Origin of the sequence: Komagataeibacter intermedius TF2, assembly GCF_000964425.1 — a bacterium.
Classification (GTDB): Bacteria; Pseudomonadota; Alphaproteobacteria; order Acetobacterales; family Acetobacteraceae; genus Komagataeibacter; species Komagataeibacter intermedius.
The window spans coordinates 1-24,184 of sequence record NZ_BANF01000041.1; the positions used below are offsets into that span (position 1 = coordinate 1).

Genomic DNA, 24,184 nt, shown 5'->3' on the forward strand with positions numbered 1-24,184 from the left:
GTCAGGATCTTGTCCTTCGTGACCAGCGTGCCGTCCACATCGGCAAGTACAAGACGTATTTCGGGTTCAGACACGCGGGGGTCCTCCTGTCGGTGTCATTCAGTCAGTTTCCTGGGGGAACGCGTCAGGAACCGATTTTCAGCCAGTGCCGGTGGTCGCGGGCCAGAAGGTCATCGGCGGCCTTTGGCCCCTCGCTGCCGGCGGCGTAAAAATCCAGCCCGGCGGGGGCATGCATCCACTCCAGAACGGGCTGGACCACGCGCCATCCGGCCTCGATATTATCCGCGCGCTGGAACAGCGTCGCATCCCCGATCATGCAGTCGTACAGCAGCGTTTCGTAGCCGGTGCTCGGCCCTTCGTGGAACCATTCGGAATAATCGAATTTCATGCGCACGCCGCCCAGATGCACCGTAGGACCGGGGATCTTGGCGGAAAACTGCAGTGTCACCCCTTCGGTTGGCTGGATATGCAAAAGCATGATGTTGGGTGTCAGCTTGTCCACCGGCGTATCGCGGAACAGGGCATAGGGCGCTGACTTGAAATGCACCGCGATTTCCGTCTTGCGCGCGGCCAGTCGTTTGCCCGTGCGCACATAGAACGGCACCCCGGCCCAGCGCCAGTTGTCGATCATGAGCTTCATCGCGACATAGGTTTCGGTATGCGAATGGGGATCCACGCCGGGTTCGTCACGATACCCGACCACGGGCTGTTCCTTTATGCTGCCCGCCGCGTACTGGCCGCGCACCACGTCATGGTGCTGCACGGCATGGATGGCCTTGAGCACCTTGGTCTTTTCATCACGCACGGCATCGGCGTCAAACGAAATGGGCGCTTCCATCGCCGTCATGGCCAGAAGCTGCATGACATGGTTGGGCACCATGTCGCGCACGGCGCCCGTGCTTTCATAAAACCGCGCACGCTGTTCCACGCCCACCGTTTCGGCTGCGGTGATCTGGACATGGTCGATATTGTCGCGGTTCCACAAAGGTTCAAAAAAACCGTTGGAGAAACGCAGGGCGAGGATGTTCTGCACCGTTTCCTTGCCCAGATAGTGGTCGATCCGGTAGATCTGGCTTTCATCAAGCGTGCGCAGCAGCCGTTCGTTCAGCGCAATGGCGGAGGCGAGGTCGCTGCCAAAGGGTTTTTCGATGATCACACGGCGAAAGACCTTCCCGCTTTCCTTCGCAAGGCCGGACACGCCAAGCTGGTCCACGATCGTGCCAAAGAAACGGGCGGCGACCGCAAGGTAGAAGATACAGTTCTGGTTGCCGATCTTTCTGGCAAGGGCATCATATGTCGCCGCCTCCTCGAACGAGCCGCGCACGTAATCAATGCTGGAGGACAGGCGCGTCCACACATCATCATGCAGACTGACGGCTTCAGTCCCGCGGCTGGTTACGAAGTTTTCCAGTGAATCATGGAAGCTCTGGCGCAGGTCGGCCGCCGAGACATCGGCCCGGTCAACCACAATGATGGAGAAATGGCTGTCCAGCAGCCTCGCATTGGCAAGATTGTAGAGTGCCGGCACAAGAAGGCGGTGCGTCAGATCGCCGCCCCCACCGAATATGACAAATACCCCCGGCGGCCCGCGACGCGGCACGTTTTCATGTCGCGTATCGTCAATCTGCGAGGACGCGGATGCGACAATGCTCTCCATCTTGCTTCTCCCTGAACTTTTCCAGCGTGTAAAATCCGGCCCGCCCGCCCGTGGTCGTTGCGTGCCAACATGGTCCGTGGCGGCCGGGGCATTATCAGTTGTTCGTGCCTTCGATATGGCCACCGAAGCCGAAACGCATGGCGGACAGCATCTTTTCGGCAAAGTTGTTGCCCGTGCGTGAACGGAAACGCGTGAACAGGGCTTCGGTCATGACCGGAACGGGCACTGCCTCTTCAATCGCGGCCTCGATGGTCCAGCGGCCCTCGCCGGAATCCGCCACGTCGCCCTTGTAGTTCGACAGGTCGGGATTGCCCGCAAGCGCGCTTGCCGACAGGTCCAGCAGCCACGACGAGACCACGCTGCCACGCCGCCAGACTTCGGCAATATCGGCCATGTTCAGCTCAAAACGCTGGTTTTCGGGCAGATCGGTCGAGTTCTTGGACTTCATGACATGGAAGCCCTCGGCAAAGGCCTGCATGATGCCGTATTCGATGCCGTTATGGACCATTTTCACGAAATGGCCTGAACCCGACGGTCCACAATGCAGGTAGCCCTGCTCGGCGCGCGGGTCGAAACCGGGTTTATCGCGGTTTGGCGTGCGCGGAATATCGCCAATTCCCGGCGCCAGGGCCGACAGGATCGGATCGATATGGTCGGTCGCGTCCTTCGTGCCGCCGTACATCATACAGTACCCGCGTTCCAGTCCCCAGACACCGCCCGATGTGCCGACATCGACGTAGTGAATGCCCTTTTTCGCCAGTTCCGCAGCGCGGCGGATATCGTCCTTGTAGAAGGAATTGCCGCCGTCGATCAGGATATCCCCCTTGCCCAGCAGGCCGCCGAGTTCCTTTACCGCATCTTCCGTCACGTGGCCTGCGGGCAGCATGAGCCAGATGATCCGACGCTGCGCCGTCAGTTTTGACACCATGTCCTTCAGCCCGGATGACGCGATGGTCTTTCCAGCCTCGGCCCGTTCCGCGACCTTGGTCATAACGGCGGCCGTGCGGTCATACAGCACCACATCGTGCCCGTGACGTGTCAGGCGGATGGCAATGTTGCCCCCCATCTTGCCCAGACCCACTATACCAATCTGCATGATTCCTGCTTCTCCCGTGGCGGGGGCATGCCCCCGCATTTCAACCCGCGTTCGGGCTGGTAAAAAATGGCCCCGCCATTGTGATGACCATGGCGGGGTTGATGTGGTGTGCGATCAGACGGCGCGGCTGATGGCCTGCGCCAGTTTTTCAAGGCCGGATTTCAGGTCGCCATGGATATGCACACGCAGCACGCGGCGACCGCGTTCGCCCAGTACTTCCAGATCACCGCGGGCCTGTGCTTCCTTGACGATGCTGAAGGTATATTTTTCCCCCGGCACCGGCAGGTTCACGGCGTCATCGCAGGTAATCTGCACGAACACGCCGGTGTTGGGGCCGCCTTTGTACGCCTGGCCTGTGGAGTGCTGGAAACGCGGCCCGAATTCCGCCGCCGTGGCCAGTTTCAGCCCGTCTCGCACGGACAGCCTTACTGTCTGGAGCCATTCACGCGTGGCCGTATCACGGTCGATATAGGCCAGCAGGGCGACGTAATCGCCAGCCTTCCCACGGGCGAAATGGGCCTTCAGGATACCTTCCGCCGTACCGCCCGACTTCAGTGCCGCAGCATTTTTCGGGTCGGCATAAAATGCAAACGTGCCGTCTTTTGCAAAGGGTTCATACGGCGGCAGCCTGCCGGTTTCGTTATAGGCGGTCGTGATCTTTTTTGTCTCGATCTTTGATGCCTCGACATCAGGCTGGTTGAAGGCGTTGATGCCGATGATCGACCCGGCGACGGCGGTGGCGAATTCCCAGCGGAAGAATTCCTCGGCAATCTGGTACCGGTCATGCAGTTCGATCGTTACGACCGGCTCGCCCGCATCAATCAGCTTTTTGAAAGCGGCGTCCTGTTTCTCGCACGGCTTTTCGCTCAGACGCAGGTAGATGAAAACACGGTCCCTGCCATAGACGGATGCAGGTCCCGCCGTTTCCCCATCAATGGGGATCAAGCCCCGGCCGTCCTTACCCGTTGATTCCGCCAGAAGCTGTTCCAGCCATGCCCCCATGTCATATATCGCAGGCGATGCCAGCAGCGTCACCTTGTCCCGGCCAAACGACCGCGCGGCGACACCCAGTACGGCACCCAGCACCACGCCGGGGTTCTGCGCGGGCGGGACGGAGGCGGCACAGGATTTCTCGCCGCGCAGGGCAGCATCCAGCAGCCGCTTCAGTGGCAGGCCGGCAACGGCCGCGGGCACCATGCCGAAATCGGACAGCACGGAATACCGGCCACCAATCTGCTTATTGCCGTAGAAGATTTTCCAGAACCCGTCCTTCTTCGCAACATCTTCCATGTGCGAACCGGGATCGGTCACGGTGATGAAGTGCGAACCTGCCCTGTCACCCAGCACCTTTTTTGCCTGATCGAAGAAATAGGCCTTGAGGATGTTCGGCTCCAGCGTACCGCCGGACTTGGACGAGACGATGAACAGGGTCTTGCTGATATCGATCCTGTCCTGAAAATCCCGGATCTGCTGCGGGTCGGTGCTGTCGAGCACATACAGGTGCGGGAAGCCGTCATGCCTGCCGAATGTCACCGACAGGACTTCGGGGCCGAGGCTGGAACCACCCATGCCCAGCAGCAGCGCATCACGGAAGCCGCGCGCCTTCACCTCAGCCTGGAATTCCTCGAACTTCGACAGGTCAAGCAGCTGGTCATCGACAATGCTCAGCCATTTCAGCCAGCCTGCCTCGTCATGGCCGGTCCACAGCGTGGCGTCCTTTGCCCACAGGCGGCGGACATCGCCAGCCTTGCGCCATGTCTCGAGTTCATCCGTAACGGCCTTATCAAGGTCGGCAGGCAGGTTGAGCGTGGTCGTGGTGACCTTGTGGCCCAGGAACGCCGCCTGCTTGGCCGCGATCGAGCCGAGCAGGGCATCAAACGCATCCTCGAAACCGCGTACCCCCTCGTCCACCAGGGTCCGGGTCACGCCATCCAGATCAAGGCCAAGGCGCCGGGCCTCGCTTATGATATTATTCGCGTCCGCCACGTCCTGCGTCAGTGTCGGTGCGACCCTGCCGTGATCGCGGAAATCATCGAAGGTGGCGGGGGGAATGGTATTGACCGTCTCGGGGCCGATCAGACCGTCGACATACAGCACGTCGCTAAACGTCTTGTCCTTCGTGCTGGTGCTGGCCCACAGCAGGCGCTGGGGCATCGCACCGGCCTGCGCCAGTTTCTGCCAGCGCGGGCTTTTCACCACGCCCTGCCAGTATTCATAGGCCTGCTTGGCATTGGCGATGGCCACCTTGCCGCGCAGCGCCTTCAGCGCGGCTGCGTCTTTGTCCCCCGCCGCGACACGATCATCGATTTCTTTATCGATCTTCACGTCAATGCGGCTGACGAAAAAGGATGCGACGCTTGCAATCCCCTTTACACTCTCCCCACGTGCAAGGCGGTCTTCCAGTCCGGCGATATAGGCTTCCACCACCTTCCTGTACGCATTCAGCGAGAACAGCAGCGTGACATTGACATTGATCCCCCCGGCGATGGCGGCCTGCACGGCGGGTGCGCCCTCATCCGTTCCGGGGATCTTGATCATGAGATTGGGCGCGCCCACCGCAAGCCACAGCCGCCGCGCTTCCGCAATGGTGGCGGCGGTATCACGCGCCAGATAGGGCGAGACCTCAAGGCTGACGTAGCCATCCACTTTCGCGGTCTGTTCATAGACCGGGTGCAGCACCTTCGCCGCCGCACGGATGTCATGGATCGCCAGTGTTTCATACAGCGTTCCGGCATCAACGATCTGGTGTTCAAGTATCTGGCGGATCTGTGGATCGTAATCGGTACCGTGGCCCATGGCTTTCTGGAAGATGGACGGGTTGGAGGTGACACCCTTCAGCCCATCCTCATCGACCAGCTTTTTCAGCTGGCCACTTTCGGTATAGGACCGCTGGATGAAATCCAGCCATGGGGACTGACCGAAGCGGGCCAGTTGCTTTAACGGGTTGGCGGCTTCACTGGTACCGGCGTCATACGCAGTCATGGTGTGTTTCCTTCATTATATTGCGGGCAGGACCGCCGCCCGGCAGGGGCACGTGGCGGCTGTCGCGTCGCAGTTATGGTGATGTGGCGCGATCAGCGCGCGGCAAGCTGCCTGCGGGCGGCGGCCAGGACGGCGTCCACCGTGAAGCCGAATTTGACCTCCAGTTCGCCCGCCGGGGCGGATGCGCCAAATGTGTGCATCACGATCGTCTCCCCCCGCAGGCCGACATACCGTTCCCACCCAAGGCGTGCTGCCTGTTCCACCGCCACGCGCGCGGTAACGTCGGGCGGCAGCACACTGTCGCGGTAGGACTGTGGCTGTGCCTCGAACAGGTCCCATGACGGCATGGAGACGATGCGGGCCCTGACCCCTTCGGCCTTGAGCTGCTCGAACGCTTTCACGATCAGCCCGACCTCGCTGCCGGTCGCCATAAGGATGATATCGGGTGTGCCGGTACCGCTGTCGGCCAGCACGTAAGCGCCCTTTGCCAGACCGGTGGCCGAGGCATAGGTCTTGCGGCAGATGGTGGGCAGGTTCTGGCGTGTCAGCACCAGAACCGTAGGGCGGTCAGCCAGCGGGACAAGGGTGCGCCAGGCCTGTGCGACCTCATTGGCGTCTGCCGGACGGATCAGCGTCACCCCCGGTGTCGCGCGAAGCTGGGCGAGCTGTTCGATGGGCTGGTGGGTCGGGCCGTCCTCCCCCACCCCGATGGAATCATGGGTGAATATATATAGCACCGGCAGCTTCATGAGTGCTGCAAGGCGGATGGGGGGCTTCATGTAATCGGAAAAAATGAAGAAGCCGGAGCAGTAAGGCCGTATATAAGACAGCGCCAGCCCGTTGCAGATCGATCCCATCGCATGCTCGCGCACGCCGAAATGCAGGTTGCGCCCGCCATAGGTGCCGCCCCATTGCGGGGGCTGGAAATCACCCGCGCCGTCAAATGTCAGGTGTGTCTTGGTGGACGGAGACAGGTCGGCCGATCCGCCGATCATCCACGGATAGCTGGCCGCGACCTGATTGAGCACGGTCGCGGAACTGCCGCGGGAGGCCAGTCCTTTCGCATCGGCAGGGAAATCGCTGATCTGGCGATCCCAGCCTGCGGGCAGCTTTCCCGCAAGGATCAGATCAAGTTCCGCCGCGAGATCAGGATGCGCCGTGCGATAGCGGGCCAGCATGTCATACCACGCCGAACTGGCGGCGGCCCCACGCGTGGCGATGCCCTGCTGCATATGTTCGGGCACGCCATCGGGCACGTAGAAGCTTCTGTCTTCCGGCCAGCCGTAGAATTTCTTGGTCTCACGGATTTCCTCAACACCCAGCGGGGACCCATGCGCCGCCGCCGTGCCCGCCTTGTGCGGCGATCCCCAGCCGATGATGGAATGGACAATGATCAGCGTGGGCCGTGATGTTTCGGCCTTCGCTTCGGCCAGCAGGCGGCGGAAATCGCCCGTGTCGTTGGCATCCTTCAGTTCCAGCACATGCCAGCCATAAGCCTCGAAGCGCCTGTGCACGCTTTCGGTAAAGGCGATGCGGGTATTCCCCTCGATGGAAATATGATTGCTGTCATAGATCCATGTCAGGTTGCCCAGCTTCAGATGCCCCGCGATCGAGGCCGCTTCACTCGACACGCCTTCCATGTTGTCGCCATCACCGCAGAACGTATAGGTATGATAGGTAAACAGGTCGAAGCCGGGTTTATTGAAATGCGCGGCCAGCCATTTCTGGGCAATGGCCATACCAACGGAATTGCCGCAGCCCTGACCCAGCGGGCCGGTCGTGGTCTCGACGCCTGCGGTGTGCCCGTATTCCGGGTGGCCGGGTGTGCGGGAATTCAGCTGGCGGAACTGCTCGATATCCGCAAGCGTGAGTGCCGGCCTGTCCGCCAGCACGCGTCCGTCCTTCACATCACGGATGCCGGACAGGTAGATCAGCGCATATAGCAGCATGGAGGCATGGCCGATCGACAGTACGAAACGGTCACGGTCGGGCCATAGCGGATTGGCGGGATCGTAATTCAGGACTTCGCGCCACAGGGCATAGGCCGGCGGGGCAAGCGCCATGGGTGTGCCCGGGTGGCCGGAATTGGCTTTCTGCACCGCATCCATAGCCAATGTGCGGATTGTATTGATGCAGAGGGTATCCATATCCGCCCGTGCATTTCCGGCACCGTCGGGTGCCCATACGGGACAGGGAAATAATGAACGCATGAAAACCGTCCTCCGTTGTCACGGCCAGCCCTGTTCGCTACGGGCGTTACATGGAACTGCATGAAAGGACGGCATCCATCCGGTCATGCCTGCATGCCACGTACGTCACATACCTGTGCCGAGATCCATTACCCTGCTGCCATCCATGACAGTACAGGGACCGATGCGCCGACATCTATCCAGTATAACCCGCAGGCCGGATGTAATTCATTCAGTCCTGCGGTTTATTGATATGGAACAGTGCGTCATGTCTGGCGCGGCAGTTCCTGCATTGAAGTCCCAATTCCGACCCAATGCCACCCTCGTTCATTCACGAGTTCTCGATACGCATTTATTCTTTCCGCGCATGGACATACATTTTTCATATGCCGTCATGGGAATGTAACAAGATATGTCGCGCCTCAAAAACACACGGTTTCCTGCCATTTTACAACAGGCAACAGGGGCCACGAATGCACGGCCACACAGCCAGGCCGGATGCCCTGAAACAGACATGGATACATCTTCCGTACACAAAAATATGTGCAAAATCATACATTCATAAAATAACACAAGGCACGAATCGAATATATTTTTATGATTTCCGAATATATTATATGTAAACATGAAATACGTCTGGAGAATCGATTCCGGTCCGTGACCGATTCTTATTTCAATACCGATTTTGTTACTTATTCCTGCAATGCGCAATGCACATGACACGCCACGTCTACCATTACGGTCCAGTTTTTTCGCCCGGCATACCGACCATGATGAATGTCGGGATGGCGACTGGCGGCGCCCTGCCGCCATTATCAGGATTTTCTTCTATTTATATAAAAATATTAGATATCCGGGTCACAGAAAAATGTTGGCGACCGGCTTCATATCTATTGTTCAGCATGGGGCAATATATGCATTGATGCAGGCATACCAGCGTCTGTAATGGCCTGCGGCTTCATCATGACCGGGCCGGATCATCCCGAAGCGACAACGGCAATCATGTAGCCAGACAGGCGTATTTCAATAAATAATAACGAGAAGGTACCCCGTAATGCCTGAAGACGATCTGCTGACCCGTGACATGGCGCATGCGCCCCCACAGGACCAGGCAACACCCCCCGGGGTCGCCACACCGGGGCATGCCATGGTCGTGGGGGTGCTGGCGGCACTTGCCGGTCTCATGTTCGGGCTGGATACCGGGGTGATCGCGGGCGCGCTGCGTTTTATCGGAACGGATTTCGATGCATCACCGCGCACGCAGGAATGGATTGTTTCCTCCATGATGGCGGCGGCGGCGGTGGGATCGCTGATTGCGGGGACGATCTCGTTCCGTTTTGGCCGACGGCGCGCGCTGCTGGGGTCATCCATCCTGTTTCTTGCCGGGTCCTTGATCAGTGCGCTTGCCCCCTCCGTTGCCATGCTCATTATCGGCCGGATTTTCCTTGGTTTTGCAGTCGGGATCGCGGCCTTTACGGCCCCCCTTTACATATCCGAAGTCTCCGCCGTGGCGCAGCGCGGCTCCATGATCGCGTGTTACCAGTTGATGATGACGGGTGGCATTTTCCTGTCTTATGTCACCGATGGCGTGCTGGCGAATGGCGCGCACTGGCGATGGATGCTGGGACTCATGACAGTACCAGCCACGGTCTTCCTGATCGGCTGCCTGTTCCTGCCTGACAGCCCGCGCTGGCTTATGATGCGCGGTGAACGGCTGCGCGCACGCAAGGTGATGCGCTACCTGCGCCCAACCCCGCAGCAGGCCGACCGGGAAATATCCGATATTGCGACGGAACTGACCCGGGGCCGGTCTGAGGGATTTACGTTTTTCCGCCACAACGCCAATTTCCGGCGTTCGGTCGGGCTGGGTATCGTGTTGCAGGTCATGCAGCAGCTGACCGGCATCAATGTACTGATGTATTATGCGCCCAAGGTCTTTCAGGCCGCCAGTTTTGGCGCGTCCGCCGCTGGCTGGGCCACGGCGCTGATCGGCCTGATCAACCTTGTTGCCACCTGTGTCGCGATCGTGACGGTTGACCGCTGGGGCCGTCGGCCGCTCCTGCTGCTCAGTTGCGCCATCATGACGGGCAGCATGCTGCTGGCGGGTGGCCTGGTTGAATATGGCGGCCATGACACCGTGGCCCAGATCGCCATGGTGGGGTCACTGCTGGTATTCGTGCTGGGGTTCGCCATTGGCGCCGGGCCACTGGTCTGGACATTATGTGCTGAAATCCAGCCTCTGCGGGGGCGTGACTTTGGCATTGTCTGTTCCACCTTTACCAACTGGGCAACCAACTGGGCGGTCAGCAATACATTCCTCAGCGTGCTCGATACATTGGGGGAAGCCCATACATTCTGGCTGTTTGCTGGCATGAACGCCCTGTTTATCGCCATCACGCTATTTTATGTGCCGGAAACAAAAGGGGTTTCGCTGGAAGACATTGAATCCCACCTGCTTGCAGGCTGGCCCCTGCGTGACCTGGGGGCGCGTGCCCTGCCGCAGGGCGGTAAAGTCTCCACCAATCCTTTACCCTGAGGGATTCCAGACAGAAAACGGCTTCCGAACCATTTCGGAAGCCATTTTCCACACCCGTACCGCAGGCGACAGAGATCAGTGAATTGCCCCGGGTTTTGTGGAAACAGAAAGGACTGACCCCCTTCGTGACCGCCCGCATGACCATGCCTGAAATAGCATCTGGCTCGGTCAGTTCTAAAACAACTTAAGGTTTCAGGACACCGCCTGTTGCGTTTTCGTGCACGAAGACGGACACTTAAAAAATCCTGAACCCGTCATTTCACAGGGTTCCCGCATGTAAGGCGGCACCTGATGATGGCCCAACAGGTAAATACTGGCATTGCTGTATAAAACCGTTTTCGGGCCTGATATTGCAGGCAGGCTACTGGCGCGCCCCATGGGAACCATGGGGTAGAGGCCCACGGCATGCAGGTACATACTGGTGACATGCCCGGACAGTATTCCAGCCACATGCCCGTGCGGACGACAGACATATCCGTCTGCATTGTCATGCTGCCGACCCGAACCTTCTTGATGCACCACAATAATTACAGAAAAAACCATTTAATTAAAATTGATAAATATAATACCAAAAAGACATATTCTATTTTTTATTTATATAAATATTATATTTTTCTCCGAATTTTTGAAACTGCATTCGGGTCGGGCGGTTTGTCATGTGACGGTCGGATGAACGATCGTCCCCTATCAGACAAAGGAATGGAAAAATGGCAAATCAGGGCGGCAGCCATGAACAACACGTCAAGGCCGGCGAGCAGAGCCACAAGAACACCGGCACGTCGCATGGCGAAAAAGGCGCAGGGGAACACAGCACCGGCACCCGTGGCGGCACGCATGAACAGCACGTCAAGGCTGGACAGCAGAGCCACAAGAACACCGGCACATCGCATGGTGAGAAAGACGCGGGGGAACACAGCGCCGGCACCCGTGGCGGCACGCATGAGCAGCACGTCAAGGCTGGACAGCAGAGCCATAAGAACACCTGACACCGTGCAGGATACCGGGGGCGTCAGCATTACGCTGGCGCCCCCCGGAAGCCAGATGCGCCTCTTGGCAGTCAGGCGACCGGTCGCCCTGGACAATGGAGAAAATCAATGAGCCTGTTTTCGAAACCGATAAAGACGCTTGATGACCTGTTCGTGCATACCCTGCAGGACATCTATTATGCCGAAAACCAGATTGTCAAAAACCTGCCCACAATGGCGGAAAAGGCCACTGATCCGGAACTGAAGGCCGCCTTCATGAACCACCTGACGGAAACGGAAGGCCATGTACGCAGGCTGGAACAGGTATTCCAGATGCATGACCAGCCAGTGAAAGGCGTGACATGTCAGGCAATGGATGGGATCCTGAGCGAAGCGAAAGAAATGATCGGTGACTGCGATGATCCCGAGGTCTGTGACGCTGCCATGCTTTCGGCTGCCCAGGCTGTCGAGCACTATGAAATAACCCGTTATGGCAGCCTGATCGCCTATGCCAGACAGCTTGGCCGCCCGGACTGCGCGACCGTCCTGCAGCAGACGCTGGAGGAAGAAAAATCCGCCGACCAGAAACTGACGCGCATTGCCGGGGCTGGCGTAAACCAGCATGCCGCCTGATATATTTTTCCCGGCAAGGTCCAGACAGACCGCCGCCGGATACATAAACACACGGAAGCCAGGACGATAGCTGACAGGTCTTTCTCAAAAAAGCGTGGCGGTCGAACCTGTACCGCTGGCACCGCGTTCCCGATGATGCCCCGGTCGTTCAGACCTGTATGGGCAGCATCGTATCACTGCCATCGCATACAGCGATCATATGCCTGACAGGCATCTGGCAATAATGGCCTGTCGTGAACCTGTCCTGTTGGCACAGGCAGTGCCGTGTCCCCATGTTGTCTCTGGAAAAACTTCCGTCATCGGATGGTGATCCGCCAGTAATGTTTCCGGATACTGTCCAGACACGCTGCAACTGCAGGCGACATATTCATCCATATGCAGAGACACGGGACGAAATTCCTGCCCGGGCCGGGGCATGAAAGCCTCCCTATCCGGTAGCCTGGCCTCGCTCGGGGCAGGGACACCTTATGCCATGGCGGCCAAGATGGCCTATCCCGAACGACCGTAATTGCCTGCATGGGCGACAGGGCCCATGCAGATAAACGGCCTGAACGTGATGATCACGATTTCCAGATACTGGAAACAGTAGTCCAACCCGCGACTGATCGTGCTGGTGCCGCATAATCAGTTCACATGGACAGAACGTATCCAGTCTGGCGCAGGCAAGACAGATTCAATCCAGTCCATCCCGGACTTTCCCTACCATCGCCATACCGGGCTGCTGGATCTACAGGGGTATCTATGTTGACGATCCCGCGCCCATCGCCGCTGCGTGGGAGGAAGCGCTGACCGCCGACCATCCGGTCATTCTGGAGGCACACGCCGACCCCGATATGCCGCCATTGCCGCCACACGTCACCCTACAGCAGGCCCGGGCTTTCCTGACATCACTCCCTACGGAACCGGAACGGGCAGGCGTCATTATGGGTTCGGCAAAGGAACTGCTGGCGTTCATCCTGCCCATTGGAAAAACCTGGGACACCCGGACAGTGCCGTACCAGATCGACCGCCCGTATCCATTGCGTTGCCAATGCCACGGCAAAGTCGGTCGTCCGGTCCCTCAATGTTCGGAAATACCAGAACCCTCTGTTGCAGACGTGCCCGGACCCAACCGGCAGCACGCCTCCCTCCATATGAAAGAACCGGCTGCCCCGGTTACCATAGATAGACAAATTTGACGTAATACGCATTACTTTCCGGAATATTGCGCCCGTCAACGGAATGCGAATACCGCGTGGTAAAAGAAACATGCTTCGTTATGTTGAACATGGCACCAAGACCCAGCGTTATTTCACGACTGTTTGAATCATCCAGATACTGGCCCGCCGTCCGGTCATAGGTGCCTTTGACATTCTGCCAGTCCAGCGCAAAGAAAGGTTCAAACAGCCGCGTTGCCTTCCAGCTGAACCGCAGGTTGGTATAAAAGACCACGCCGGGTGAATAGGTATGACCGCCCTTTACATGCTTTGCCGCCCCCGCAACCGTCCCGGCATCGCCATCAAAGCTGAAATGCGTCCATTCATAATCAAAAATAAAACTGGATATGTTTGACCAGTAATTCGGCGAGGTTGCATCGCGCGTGCCAACAGCCGTCTGCATGAAGGTCTGTATGCCGAATGTACTATGCCTGTTGGGCTTGAACCATGCTGCCGGCCCGACAATGGTCGGACCAAGGCCACCATAATCCGTGCCATCCGCCAGGCTGTAGCTTTCGGTCTGGATCAGTTCGAACGCAAAACCGACATGGGGAATGGCATCAAAACTGCGAAAATGGACATATTTGGTCATGCCTGACCATGTATGGCTGCCGCCACCGGGCCTGCGCTGACCAAGACTGTTATAGGAATTGCCAGCCGCATTCCCGTCGCCATATTGCACAAGCACATTGAATGGCTTGAAATCAACTGGCAGGTCATATTCATGGGGACCGATAATACCCAGTGTGACATCCGCAGCGCGCACGCCGGATACCCACAGCATCACAACGCAAGGAAGGATGACAGGCAACAGGACGCTGAACCCGGACGATCGTGCCGGCAGACGCATGGGAAGGGTTCCCCGGAAAAGGGCAGGCGCCGGGCCTGTCCCGCCACCTGCAGTGTTCATGACCGGGCGGCATGATCTGCGTGGGCACCAGTATCCGTGCAGGCGATGATGTCATCTCCGCTCCGGGTGTGCCAAAGCCATCACGGCCATCCCCACCCTTCGCAAGACATGGACTTCGCCCGCCACTGGCAGATGGACAGTCACGCCACGTCATCCTGCCGGTAGCAGGCCCGAAGATGTGCGCGCACACCATCCGCTGTAACACAGACGAATACAACGCCATCCCGGGTCACGATATTGCCACCGACGTTGTATTCACCCACGTACAGGGACACATTATTGTGTATATGAACCCGATGCCATGGCATGCTGTCATGCCATACTCTCCATGCAGCAGGAATGACTACGTCCCGGGACACGCAACGGCAATGGCGACATGATGCGTGGCGCAGCCACCATACACGATGTCCGTATTGACGGCCCCCGGGTTCATGCCCCATGTGTCTGCGCCCTGGGCGGCATCAAAGCCTGGCACGATCTTTTCCAACATCACGTCCGGATGACAGGGCCAATCGGGAATTGGCCCCCTTGTCGCCCTGCCGCCTGAAAAACCGAAACCATGGCAATGTCCGCTGGCCATTCACAGCCAGAAGGGCGTTGCGGGACAGCCTTCCGGCAGGAAATCTTTACAGGTCCTGCTCCTCCTCCAGCACATGGAAACCATGCGTGCCATCACGTTCAAGCTGACCAACAAGCCCGAATTCCCAGTCCAGATAGGCCTGCATCGCAGCGGCGGCATTATCCGTGCCTTCATAGGGGCGTTTATATACATCATCGGGACGCGATAGCGCGACATGCTCATCCAGCCCGACGGCAAGGGGCAGCCCCGCAGCCTGCCACGCCTTTGTTCCCCCGGCCAGTACCCGCACATGCGCCCCCTGCCGCCGAAGGTCCGGCGCGGCATAACAGGCGGAAATGGAATCGGGAGACGTCAGGACAATATCCGCCCCCTTCAGCCGCCCATGTTTGTGCAGGTCACCACGGATGGCGAAGACCGCTCCTGGCACATGCCCCTTGCGAAAAACGGGACTGGTCGCAAGATCAATGACCAGCGGGGCATCCACGCCGTGCAGCGCGTTCGACAGTTCCCGTGCGGAAATCGTCTCCACATCCGGCAGGGCCGTGGCCAGCACGACCGGTTCGGGACCACGGGCGCGTGGAAGGTCCGCCCGGTCATCCAGCACATAAACTTCCCGCCAGCCAAGCTGCCGCAGCCAGTGCGCCGTCATGCGCGCGCGCACCCCATCATCATCCGTCAGCACGATCGTGCCGTGACGCACGCCAGCCCATTCATCCGTCGCCTGCACAAGCTGCCCACCCGGTGCGCTGCGGAAACCCGCCAGGTGGCCGGCCTCATATTCCTCAGGCGAACGTACATCAAGACGGTAGAGGCTGCGCCGTGGGTCAGCCGCCAATGCGTCCAGTCCCTCCGCATCGATCACACGCACACCCGTGCGCCGCGCAAGGGATCGGGCAACCGCACGGGCCTGCGCCAGCTTTGCCGATGATGGCGCCCCTGCCCTGCGCGTGGCGCCATGATCCAGTTCCAGTCCCGCCAGCGTCCAGCCGATCGTACCGTTCCGCAGGGCAAAGACGGGATTGGGAATACCGGCATTGACCAGCGACTGCGCCCCGATGATGGACCGCGTGCGCCCCGCGCAGTTCACCACCACCGTCGTTTCGGGCGAAGGGGCAATATCACGCACCCGCAATGCCAGTTCCGCACCGGGCACGGACCGCGCGGCTGGAATGGACATGGTATTGTATTCGCTGAAGCGCCGGGCATCGAGAACGACAAGATCATCGCCGCGTTCCAGCCGTTCATTCAGTTCCCGCGCGGGGATGGACGGCGTGTGCCGGACATGTTCCACCAGTTCCCCAAACGCCTTGGAGGGGACATTGACGTCAATGAAGATTTCCCCACCAGCCGCCCGCCAGCCTGCCAGGCCACCTTCCAGCACGCTGACATTGCCGTAGCCCAATGCCGCCAGTACCGGCAGGGCGCGCGCAACACGGCCTTCACCATCATCATACACCACGACGGGCGCATCACGCCGCGGCACCAGTGCCGCAATGCGTTCCTCGATCCGTCCCAGCGGCAGGTTCACGGCAAAAAGCGGATGGGCGGCGGCAAACGGCCCCTCCTCACGCAGGTCCAGCAGTGCGATTTCCCGCCCCGCACGCAGGCTGTCCTGTACCGCCTGCACCGATGTCACGCGCGGCCTGACCAGATCAAGCACGGTCATGCTGCCTCCACACGTCTGGAACGGTCCCACAGATTGGGAACCTCGTCGTTCGAATACCCGGAAATGAAGTTTTTTTCCGCCCCTGTCTGCATGTCGTAGGTCGCGCGCGACACACCGCCGATATTGTCGCCATAGACATGGATGGAAATCGACGTCTGGTCCGACAGCGCATTGGCGACCAGATGGTAGTCATTGATCCCCGGTGTCAGGAACGCCACCTGTCCGGGTTCAAGAAAGGTGGTTTCCGTTGCATGGAAACGGCCACCGGCATCGCGCACGAACTGGGTTTCGCTTTCACGTCCACGCAGCATGCCGATCAGCCCCCATACACGGTGATCGTGCAGCGGGGTCTTCTGCCCTGCGCCCCAGACAAAGCTCACGACCGAAAAACGCTCCATCGGATCGCAGTGCAGTAGATACTGGCTGTAACGGTCCGGATGCGGGCGGGTAAAGGGCTCCGGCAGCCAGTCATCGCGGGACACCAGCTGGCGCAACAACCCGCTGCCTTCGTGCTGGATGGCCGTGGCCGAAAGGCCACGTTCATACAGCCCTGTCAAACCGGTTACGAAATCACGCAGGGGAAAAATGGTCGTCATGGGATTCAATCCAGTCAATCGGGTTCCGGTCTGGAAACTGAAATAACCGCCCGGACGGGTGCCGGGCCGTCCATCAGGCCGCAGCCGTTACCTGTCCATCCTCCGCCGCGATCAGGGCACGGACACGCGGGATCAGGTCACGCCCGTATTCATAGGCATCAAGCAGCGGGTCAAAGCCGCGGATCAGGAACGTGCTGATGCCAAGCCGGTAATAATCCAGCAGGGCTTCGGCGACCTGGTCAGGCGTGCCGACCAGCGATGTCGAATTGCCGCGCGCCCCGGTCAGCGCCGCAATGCCCGTCCACAGTCGCTTGTCCAGTCGGCTTCCCTGTGCCGCGGCAGCCAGAAGGCGGCGCGACCCTTCATTGGGAATTTCAGCGGCCCGCACATAACCGGTCCGTGCCTGCAGGGCGCGCGCCGTTTCCAGAATATGGTCCGCCTTTGCCCATGCCGCCTCTTCCGTGTCCGCCACAATGGGACGCAGCGAGAGTGAAAAGCGCGGCGCACGGCCATGCCGGGCGGCAGATGCGCGCACACGCTGCACGGTCTCGCTGACCTGTTCATAGGTTTCACCCCACAGGGCGTACACATCGGCATGTCGGCCCGCCACGGCAATCGCTTCGGCCGAGGAACCACCAAAATAAACCGGGATGCCGCCTTCCCGGTACGGGTGCACCAGCGAACCGGCGCCACGCACGTCATAGAACCGGCCGCTGTAATCAAATGGCGTATGGCTGTCCCATTCCGCCCGGACGATATCAAGATATTCGCTGGTGCGGGCGTAACGCTCGGCCTTGGTCAGGTGATCCCCATCCGCCTGCAGTTCGACATCGCTGCCGCCGGTAATGACATGCACCGCCACCCGCCCGCGCGTCAGATGGTCGAGCGTGGCGAACTGACGCGCCGCAATGGTTGGCGCGTTGAAACCCGGACGATGGGCGATCAGCACCCCGAGATCCCGCGTGACTGCCGCCGCATGCTGGGCCAGCAGGATGCTTTCGGGGGAATTGGAATGAAACGCGATGAGCGTGCGGTCAAACCCACCGTTTTCGTGAATCTTCGCCGCTGTTTCCACGTGGTTGAGGTCAACGACGGGCCCTGCGGGAGGAATGGTTTCCGACTGGTTGCGGCTGCCGATGTAGCCGATGAATTCAACAGGCATTTCCGACACATCCTCTTATTAAACTATTATGTTACGTGATTGGATGTCATTTACGGTCGCCATGATATAAAATACAATGTTAAAATAATCATATGACGATTTTCATTCGTTAATATGTAACCTCTCGCCAACGGAGTACGGCGCCGTGTCTCACCCCCTTCCCTCCCGCCTGCCCCAGCGGATGGCCAGGAATGTGCCAACGGAACTGCTGCGGTCGTTTGTCGCCATTGTCGAAGCCGGATCCATGGCGCAGGCAACTGAAACGATCTTCCTGACACAGTCCGCACTGAGCCTGCAGATGAAGCGGCTGGAAGACATGCTCCAGCAGAAGCTGTTCCGCCGCGACGGACGCAGGCTGCTGCTGACGGCCACGGGGGAGGAACTGGTCACCTATGCCCGCCAGCTTCTGGCCCTGAATGACCGGATCATGCAGAATCTTGGGCAGCAGACCGATCCCGAACCGATTACCGTGGGCATGGTACAGGATTTTGCGGATACCATCCTGCCTGACGTGCTGGGCCGCTTCCGGCTGGAACATCCGCGCGCGCGCCTGATCGTGCGTGTCGGCGGCTCGATCGAACTTCTGGACCTGTTCGACCGTTCCCGCCTCGACCTGGTGCTGTGCCTTGGCCAGCATGGCGACCGCCCCGGCGCGTCGTGGGACATTGTTGGCCACGACCAGATGGTGTGGCTGGGCGATCCGGCCAATACCGAGTACGAGGAAGTCCCCCTTGTGCTGCTGGAACCTCCCTGCCGCTTCCGCGATGCCGCGTTACGCACGCTGGGGCAGGCGGGACGTGATTACCGTATCATGCTTGAAACACCCAACCTGCCTGCGCTACGGGCCGGTGTGCGCGGGGGGCTGGGCATAAGCTGCCGCACCCGGCGTTTTGCTGCGGCGGAAGACCTGCCGGTGCTGCCCGCCAGCGCCCTGCCGGACGTGCCGGAAATCGAAACCATGCTTGTCCGTCGCAACGATGCTTCCGACGTGGCGCATGACCTTGGGGACCTTCTGGCCGAAGCCGCAGGGAATAAATAAGAAATTTCAAAACCTCGGTTGAGGGAAACTCCTTTGTCGTGCGTGATGTACCTGGTTCATAGCTCCGGTTTCCAATCATTGTTTCAGGAAACCCGGATATGAGCTCTGACCAGACACCTTCTGCCCCCTCGCTCCGTGCCCGTTTCAGGGAAGTGGAGGATGAACGCAGGCGTACGTGGCCGCCACAGGCGCTGGCCATCAATATCAACCAGCGCACGACGCTGGTGACGGAACACGGTCGCACGCCCCATGTCCATGTGGGCGATGTCCTGCCCGCCACGACACTGACCGCCACCGATGGCACGCAGGTGTCCCTGGATGACCTGGTGACGGATGGACCGGCCGTGCTGGTCTTCTTCCGTTTCGCGGGATGCCCGGCCTGCAACATTGCCCTGCCCCATTACCGCGATACGCTGTGGCCGGCGCTTGCGGCCGCGCATATTCCCCTTGTCGCGATTTCACCGCAGCCAGCAGTGCTGCTGGGCGATATTGCGACCCGCCATGACCTGCCCTTCCCGATTGTAACGGATCCTGCCCTGTCGCTTTCCCGTACGCTGGGCATTACCTATGTCTATGATGATGCGTCCCGCGAAGCGGCGCAGGCCAAGGGCGGCACCAGTCATGCCCTTAACGGCACGGATGACTGGGAACTGCCCAAACCCGCGATCATTGTCATCGGCTCCGGCCGCGTGGTGCGGTTTGTCGATATCTCCCCCGACTGGATGGACCGCACCGAAACGCCCGTGATCCTGAAGGCCCTGGATATTCCGGCAAAGGTCCACCCGCATGCAGCCTGATACGATGCCTGACACCGCGCGGCTGCAACCCGCCGTCACGACAACGCTGTTCCGTGATGCCATGAGCAGGCTGGGCGCACCGGTGACCATCGTGACCACCAGCGGCCCCGCCGGGCGCCAGGGCCTGACCGTTTCCGCCATGACCAGTGTCAGCGATACACCCCCCACGGTTCTTGTCTGCCTGAACCGTGCCAATCGTTCACATGAAGCGTTCGTGCGGAATGGCGTGATCGGCATAAGCCTGCTGTCACAGGGGCATGAGGATATTGCCGGCACGTTTGCCAGCAGCACACGCAGCGCGGATGAGAAGTTCGCCATGGGCGCATGGCATGCCGATGTCACCGGTGCGCCGCTGCTGGTTGATGCACTGGCAACATTCGACTGCACCATTTCGACAGTCCATATGTCAGGCAGTCATGATGTCATGTTCTGTGCGGTAAAAGCCATCCATATCCATCCTGCGGGTGAAACGGGGCTTGCATGGTTCGGCAGACGGTTTCACAGCCTACCATCCGCAGGTGATGCGCGCTACGACCGGCTGGTCGGCCGGTAGACCATCATTGATAACAACACGAACAGTTTCCGGGTGTTGCCTTTCCTGAAAAAAGCGTCCCCGGAAACGTCCTTATGATTACTGGATGTTTTTCAGACAGGCTTTTCAAACCGCATCCAGACGCCAGCGCGGGACACATACGCAAAACGGCAGGGCCGAACCGCCCTGCCGTCGCTTTGTGGAAACCGGGCCGCAGGTGCCGCGCCAGACATCATCCCCTGGTATGATTACAGGTCAAAGCGGGCACTGAACGTGACCGTCCGGGGCGCACCGGGGAAGATATTCAGGTTCCCACGGCTGAGCCAGTAACGGACATTGCCAATGTTTTCGACGGCCGCGCGAAACACCATCTGATGTTCGCCCACACGGGTCGTATAGGACGCGCCCACATTTCCAACAATATAGGATGGCAGCCGAACAGTATTGGCAGCATCAAGCCAGCTTCCGGAAACAAAATTGAACCCTGCATTCACACTCAGTCCCCGGATTGCCATGAACCGGTAATCGGCATTAAGGGCCGCCTGAAACGGGGCAACCGCTTCAAGACGATGTCCGGCATAGCCTGGCGCTGCCTTCACATACCGCGCGTCAAGATAGGCGAGGCTGGCATTAACGTTCAGGTTTGACACCACCAGCCAGGACGCGGCGGCTTCCACGCCCTGATAGCGCGACATGCCATCCTGAACATAATAATTCTGTGCATTGGTATAGGCCGCACCAGTATCCATGCGAAAAACAGCCAGCGTTCCACTGTACCGCTTCTTCTGCACCTTGACGCCCAGTTCATATTCATTGCTGCGGATCGGCCCGAACACCTGCATGTAATTCACATTGGTCGGCCCCGCCTGCCCGCCGGACTGCATCGCCTGAACCCAGCTGAAATAGGTATTGATTTCCGGGGTGACCTTGTAACTGAGCGAAACAAGCGGCGTAACCGGGTTATTGCGGTGTGCTGCCGTGCGCTGGCCCGAACTGGCGTAATCGTTTTCCAGATAATCCGTGTACCGCGCGCCCGCCATCAGGGACCAGCGGCCATAGCTCATGGTATCGCTCCAGAACGGGGCGACCTGCTGATAATCGATATAACGGTACAGCCGGGGGTTATAGTCCGACGCGTTTGTCAGGACAGGCCGGCTGGAATAAATATTCCCGTATTCAATGGCTGACGTCGTGCCAGAAGCGGCATCCGCGTCGAACATCTGACGCAGCCATGTAATACCGGCGATCACGTCATGACGCAGCGGGCCGGTGCGGAAATGGCCCTGTGTCATGGCATCGACCTGGTGATAGGTCAGCACACGGGTCTGCTGGAAGGGCTGGCTGTAATAATCGCCATCCGCGCTGGTGAATGTCAGCTGGTTTGACGGGAAGCGTTCGTCCAGATGGGTGTAGCCATAGGTCAGGCTTGCGGTCCAGTTGGGGGCGAAATCCCAGTCAAACCCGGTACTGAACCGTTTCAGGTCGTTTGTTTTCCACGATCCCGCGGCGCCAAGGGCCGCCCGTCCACTGATCGGGGTCACGGCGCCCACGCCCGAGGCGACAGCCACCGTATTCACCATGCCCTTCTGAAGCGTATTGAGGTAAAAACTGTTGAACCGCCAATGCAACGTGTCTGTCAGGCGCACGCGCGTGGTAAAGGACATTGAAAGGTTGCGCACGAAGCTGTCATTGTACTGATTGCCAACCTCGCTGGCGAAGACAAGGCGTGTTTCAATCCGGTGGGCCTTATCCAGCGCGCCGCCGGCATCCACCATCTGGCGGAAGACCGCATCCGAACGGTATCCGGCTTCAACAGACAGTTTCCGCTCGCTCACAGGGGCCTTGAGACGATAGTCCAGCACGCCACCGGGCGAGCCGAAGCCATACATGAAGGCAGATGCCCCCTTAACGACCTGGATCGCATCAAAATTGGCGACCGGCAGGTCGATATACCAGAACGGAATGGCAAGTCCGTCGATCTTGTAGCCGTTGGTCCAGTCAAGGTTCAGCCCCCGCACGCGCACGCTTGATCCCGACGCTGTCGAGGCCCCGTTGGAATTGGCCTGCACGCCGGGTTCGTATCGCATGACGTCGTTGATGTCCGTGGCCTGCATTTCCGAAATGCGCGCGGCCGACACAGTACTTACGGAAAACGGCGTATCAAATTCGGACCGGTTCCCGAACGCGCCCAGCGGGACATGCCGGGCGAGGCGGGGCGCATGACGCGTTCCCTGCACGTGAAGGAATTCGACGCCTCCCCTTGTCGGTGACGACGTTTTTTTCGCAGTCGTGGTGGCCTGTGTTCCAGCCGCAGGCGTGCGCGGATGCACCGCGTCATGATGGGGATGGGATGTCTGGTCCGTGCCAGTCGTGGCGGCATGCGCCGACAGGCCGGGAAGGGAGACGAGAAGAAGGGCGCGCAGCCCGAAACGGGTCATCACACGGTAATTCCTAGTAAAGCAGCGGTGTTGTGGAGAAAAGATGTCAGCCCACAAGACGCCGACATCCGTCCTCCTTTTCCACCAGCGCCCTGACGCGCGGGATCAGTTCACGTCCGTACAGAATGGCATCGGACAATGGATCGAACCCACGGATCAGAAAGGTCTCGATGCCGAGGCGATAGTACCGCAGCAGGCTTTCCGCCACCTGATCGGGCGTGCCGACAAGGGAAGTCGAATTCCAGCGCCCTCCGGTTGCCTGCGCAACGCCAGTCCACAGACGTTCGTCGTGCCGCGCCCCTTGTGCGGCGATGGCCTGCAGGCGGCGTGACCCTTCATTGGTCGGAAGCGTGCCGTCTGTTGGGCGCTGTCCCGCACGATCAAGCGCGATCCCTGTCGCATCGCCGTCTTCCGCCTGCCGTGCACGGAGCCGGGCTTCGATTTCCGCGGCGCGTTCCCATGCCTGCCCTTCGGTATCGGCAATGATGGGGCGGAAGGAAATCGAGAACCTCAGCGTCCGTCCATGCGCACGGGCGGCGGCGCGCACACGGTTGACGAGTTCCTCGGCCCCGCGCAGCGGTTCACCCCATAATGCATAGCCATCCGCATACTGCCCGGCGACGGCGAGTGCGTCTTCGGACGCACCGCCGAAATAGATGGGAATGCTGCCCCTGTTTCGTGGCAGGACCGAGGAATGCGCCCCCCGGATACGATAGAAGCGTCCGTCATGATCGAACGGCGCGCCCCCTTCCCATTCCCGCCGGATGATCTGCAGGTATTCGGCCGTCCGGGCATAGCGTTCGGCCTTGGTCAGGTTGTCGCCATCGGCCTGCAGTTCCCTGTCATTGCCACCAGTGATGACATGCATGGCCACACGCCCGCCCGTAAGGTTGTCCAGCGTCGCGAACTGCCGGGCGGCCAAGGTAGGCGCCGTAAAACCCGGACGGTGGGCTACAAGCAGGCCAAGCCGCGATGTCACGGATGCGGCATGCTGCGCGATCTGCAGGCTTTCGGGGGACGTGGAATGAAACGCGATCAGGGCACGATCAAAGCCCGCGCGTTCATGCAGCAGGGCCGTCGCGGCGATATAGGCCGCATCCACCGACGGTCCTGTGGGATCAAGGATTTCCGTCTGTTCGCGTGCGCTGACATATCCGATGAATTCTATGGGCATTTCTATACAACCACTGTTTGTCGTTGGTTGTTATTT

At 59.6% G+C, this 24,184-nt stretch carries 18 protein-coding genes; 7 read left to right on the top strand and 11 right to left on the bottom strand.

Annotation, left to right across the window (positions count from 1 at the left end):
• Positions 1–124: 124 nt before the first annotated feature.
• The 4 genes from zwf to tkt form a co-directional block, all read right to left on the bottom strand.
• Positions 125–1,657 carry a glucose-6-phosphate dehydrogenase gene (gene zwf, locus B7449_RS08050; RefSeq protein ID WP_039736248.1) on the bottom strand — a complete coding sequence of 511 codons (1,533 nt, stop codon included), beginning with the start codon at positions 1,655–1,657 and terminating at the stop codon, positions 125–127.
• A gap of 94 nt (positions 1,658–1,751) precedes the next feature.
• Positions 1,752–2,753: a phosphogluconate dehydrogenase (NAD(+)-dependent, decarboxylating) gene (gnd, locus tag B7449_RS08055; protein WP_039736249.1), complete on the bottom strand. Its 1,002-nt coding sequence runs from the start codon at positions 2,751–2,753 to the stop codon at positions 1,752–1,754.
• A 114-nt stretch (positions 2,754–2,867) separates the two neighbouring features.
• Entirely contained in the window at positions 2,868–5,735 is a 2,868-nt protein-coding gene (locus tag B7449_RS08060; RefSeq protein WP_039736250.1) for a bifunctional transaldolase/phosoglucose isomerase, read from the bottom strand.
• Between the two features lie 92 nt (positions 5,736–5,827).
• The gene (gene tkt, locus B7449_RS08065; protein WP_048883549.1) at positions 5,828–7,945 is read right to left on the bottom strand and encodes a transketolase; all 2,118 of its coding nucleotides are present in this window, start codon (positions 7,943–7,945) and stop codon (positions 5,828–5,830) included.
• A gap of 695 nt (positions 7,946–8,640) precedes the next feature.
• Here tkt and B7449_RS22060 point away from each other — a divergent pair.
• From B7449_RS22060 to B7449_RS08085, 4 genes are all read left to right on the top strand, one after another.
• On the top strand, positions 8,641–8,847 hold the full coding sequence (locus B7449_RS22060; protein WP_209426714.1) for a hypothetical protein: 207 nt from the start codon (positions 8,641–8,643) through the stop codon (positions 8,845–8,847).
• Positions 8,848–9,008: 161 nt separating this feature from the next.
• A complete protein-coding gene (locus tag B7449_RS08075; protein WP_373321519.1) occupies positions 9,009–10,460 on the top strand; it encodes a sugar porter family MFS transporter in 1,452 nt (483 codons plus the stop codon).
• 707 nt (positions 10,461–11,167) lie between these two features.
• Positions 11,168–11,446, top strand: a complete 279-nt coding sequence (locus tag B7449_RS08080) for a hypothetical protein (protein ID WP_039735315.1) — start codon at positions 11,168–11,170, stop codon at positions 11,444–11,446.
• Between the two features lie 108 nt (positions 11,447–11,554).
• Positions 11,555–12,058, top strand: coding sequence for a YciE/YciF ferroxidase family protein (locus tag B7449_RS08085; protein WP_039735316.1), 504 nt, complete (start codon positions 11,555–11,557; stop codon positions 12,056–12,058).
• Positions 12,059–13,213: 1,155 nt separating this feature from the next.
• Here B7449_RS08085 and B7449_RS08095 read toward each other — a convergent pair.
• From B7449_RS08095 to B7449_RS08110, 5 genes are all read right to left on the bottom strand, one after another.
• The gene (locus tag B7449_RS08095) at positions 13,214–14,038 is read right to left on the bottom strand and encodes a transporter (protein WP_373321524.1); all 825 of its coding nucleotides are present in this window, start codon (positions 14,036–14,038) and stop codon (positions 13,214–13,216) included.
• 469 nt (positions 14,039–14,507) lie between these two features.
• Positions 14,508–14,639, bottom strand: a complete 132-nt coding sequence (locus B7449_RS23510; RefSeq protein ID WP_264996658.1) for a hypothetical protein — start codon at positions 14,637–14,639, stop codon at positions 14,508–14,510.
• A gap of 151 nt (positions 14,640–14,790) precedes the next feature.
• The gene (locus B7449_RS08100; RefSeq protein WP_039735317.1) at positions 14,791–16,410 is read right to left on the bottom strand and encodes a rhodanese-like domain-containing protein; all 1,620 of its coding nucleotides are present in this window, start codon (positions 16,408–16,410) and stop codon (positions 14,791–14,793) included.
• Positions 16,407–17,006, bottom strand: coding sequence for a cysteine dioxygenase family protein (locus tag B7449_RS08105; protein ID WP_039735318.1), 600 nt, complete (start codon positions 17,004–17,006; stop codon positions 16,407–16,409). Before B7449_RS08105 ends, B7449_RS08100 begins: the two co-directional genes overlap by 4 nt.
• A 73-nt stretch (positions 17,007–17,079) precedes the next feature.
• Positions 17,080–18,168, bottom strand: a complete 1,089-nt coding sequence (locus tag B7449_RS08110; protein ID WP_039735319.1) for an LLM class flavin-dependent oxidoreductase — start codon at positions 18,166–18,168, stop codon at positions 17,080–17,082.
• Between the two features lie 145 nt (positions 18,169–18,313).
• On the opposite strand from B7449_RS08110, the gene B7449_RS08115 reads away from it, so the two are divergent.
• The 3 genes from B7449_RS08115 to B7449_RS08125 all read left to right on the top strand — a co-directional run bounded on the left by B7449_RS08115 (position 18,314) and on the right by B7449_RS08125 (position 20,557).
• Positions 18,314–19,207 carry a LysR substrate-binding domain-containing protein gene (locus B7449_RS08115; RefSeq protein ID WP_048883550.1) on the top strand — a complete coding sequence of 298 codons (894 nt, stop codon included), beginning with the start codon at positions 18,314–18,316 and terminating at the stop codon, positions 19,205–19,207.
• A gap of 98 nt (positions 19,208–19,305) precedes the next feature.
• A complete protein-coding gene (locus tag B7449_RS08120) occupies positions 19,306–20,004 on the top strand; it encodes a peroxiredoxin-like family protein (protein ID WP_039735321.1) in 699 nt (232 codons plus the stop codon).
• Positions 19,994–20,557 carry a flavin reductase gene (locus B7449_RS08125; RefSeq protein ID WP_141654797.1) on the top strand — a complete coding sequence of 188 codons (564 nt, stop codon included), beginning with the start codon at positions 19,994–19,996 and terminating at the stop codon, positions 20,555–20,557. The genes B7449_RS08120 and B7449_RS08125 overlap by 11 nt, the downstream gene beginning before the upstream one ends.
• Positions 20,558–20,784: 227 nt before the next feature.
• On the opposite strand, the gene B7449_RS08130 is transcribed toward B7449_RS08125, so the two are convergent.
• Positions 20,785–22,974, bottom strand: a complete 2,190-nt coding sequence (locus B7449_RS08130; RefSeq protein ID WP_039735323.1) for a TonB-dependent siderophore receptor — start codon at positions 22,972–22,974, stop codon at positions 20,785–20,787.
• A gap of 46 nt (positions 22,975–23,020) precedes the next feature.
• A complete protein-coding gene (locus B7449_RS08135) occupies positions 23,021–24,148 on the bottom strand; it encodes an LLM class flavin-dependent oxidoreductase (protein WP_039735324.1) in 1,128 nt (375 codons plus the stop codon).
• Positions 24,149–24,184: the final 36 nt, after the last annotated feature.

Excerpts from the sequence above, each read along its gene's own strand:
- zwf (WP_039736248.1), bottom strand. The coding sequence starts at position 1,657 with ATGGAGAGCATTGTCGCATCCGCGTCCTCGCAGATTGACGATACGCGA.
- gnd (WP_039736249.1), bottom strand. The coding sequence starts at position 2,753 with ATGCAGATTGGTATAGTGGGTCTGGGCAAGATGGGGGGCAACATTGCC.
- B7449_RS08060 (WP_039736250.1), bottom strand. The coding sequence starts at position 5,735 with ATGACTGCGTATGACGCCGGTACCAGTGAAGCCGCCAACCCGTTAAAG.
- tkt (WP_048883549.1), bottom strand. The coding sequence starts at position 7,945 with ATGCGTTCATTATTTCCCTGTCCCGTATGGGCACCCGACGGTGCCGGA.
- B7449_RS22060 (WP_209426714.1), top strand. The coding sequence starts at position 8,641 with ATGACACGCCACGTCTACCATTACGGTCCAGTTTTTTCGCCCGGCATA.
- B7449_RS08075 (WP_373321519.1), top strand. The coding sequence starts at position 9,009 with ATGGCGCATGCGCCCCCACAGGACCAGGCAACACCCCCCGGGGTCGCC.
- B7449_RS08080 (WP_039735315.1), top strand. The coding sequence starts at position 11,168 with ATGGCAAATCAGGGCGGCAGCCATGAACAACACGTCAAGGCCGGCGAG.
- B7449_RS08085 (WP_039735316.1), top strand. The coding sequence starts at position 11,555 with ATGAGCCTGTTTTCGAAACCGATAAAGACGCTTGATGACCTGTTCGTG.
- B7449_RS08095 (WP_373321524.1), bottom strand. The coding sequence starts at position 14,038 with ATGCTGTGGGTATCCGGCGTGCGCGCTGCGGATGTCACACTGGGTATT.
- B7449_RS08100 (WP_039735317.1), bottom strand. The coding sequence starts at position 16,410 with ATGACCGTGCTTGATCTGGTCAGGCCGCGCGTGACATCGGTGCAGGCG.
- B7449_RS08105 (WP_039735318.1), bottom strand. The coding sequence starts at position 17,006 with ATGACGACCATTTTTCCCCTGCGTGATTTCGTAACCGGTTTGACAGGG.
- B7449_RS08110 (WP_039735319.1), bottom strand. The coding sequence starts at position 18,168 with ATGCCTGTTGAATTCATCGGCTACATCGGCAGCCGCAACCAGTCGGAA.
- B7449_RS08120 (WP_039735321.1), top strand. The coding sequence starts at position 19,306 with ATGAGCTCTGACCAGACACCTTCTGCCCCCTCGCTCCGTGCCCGTTTC.
- B7449_RS08125 (WP_141654797.1), top strand. The coding sequence starts at position 19,994 with ATGCAGCCTGATACGATGCCTGACACCGCGCGGCTGCAACCCGCCGTC.
- B7449_RS08130 (WP_039735323.1), bottom strand. The coding sequence starts at position 22,974 with ATGACCCGTTTCGGGCTGCGCGCCCTTCTTCTCGTCTCCCTTCCCGGC.
- B7449_RS08135 (WP_039735324.1), bottom strand. The coding sequence starts at position 24,148 with ATGCCCATAGAATTCATCGGATATGTCAGCGCACGCGAACAGACGGAA.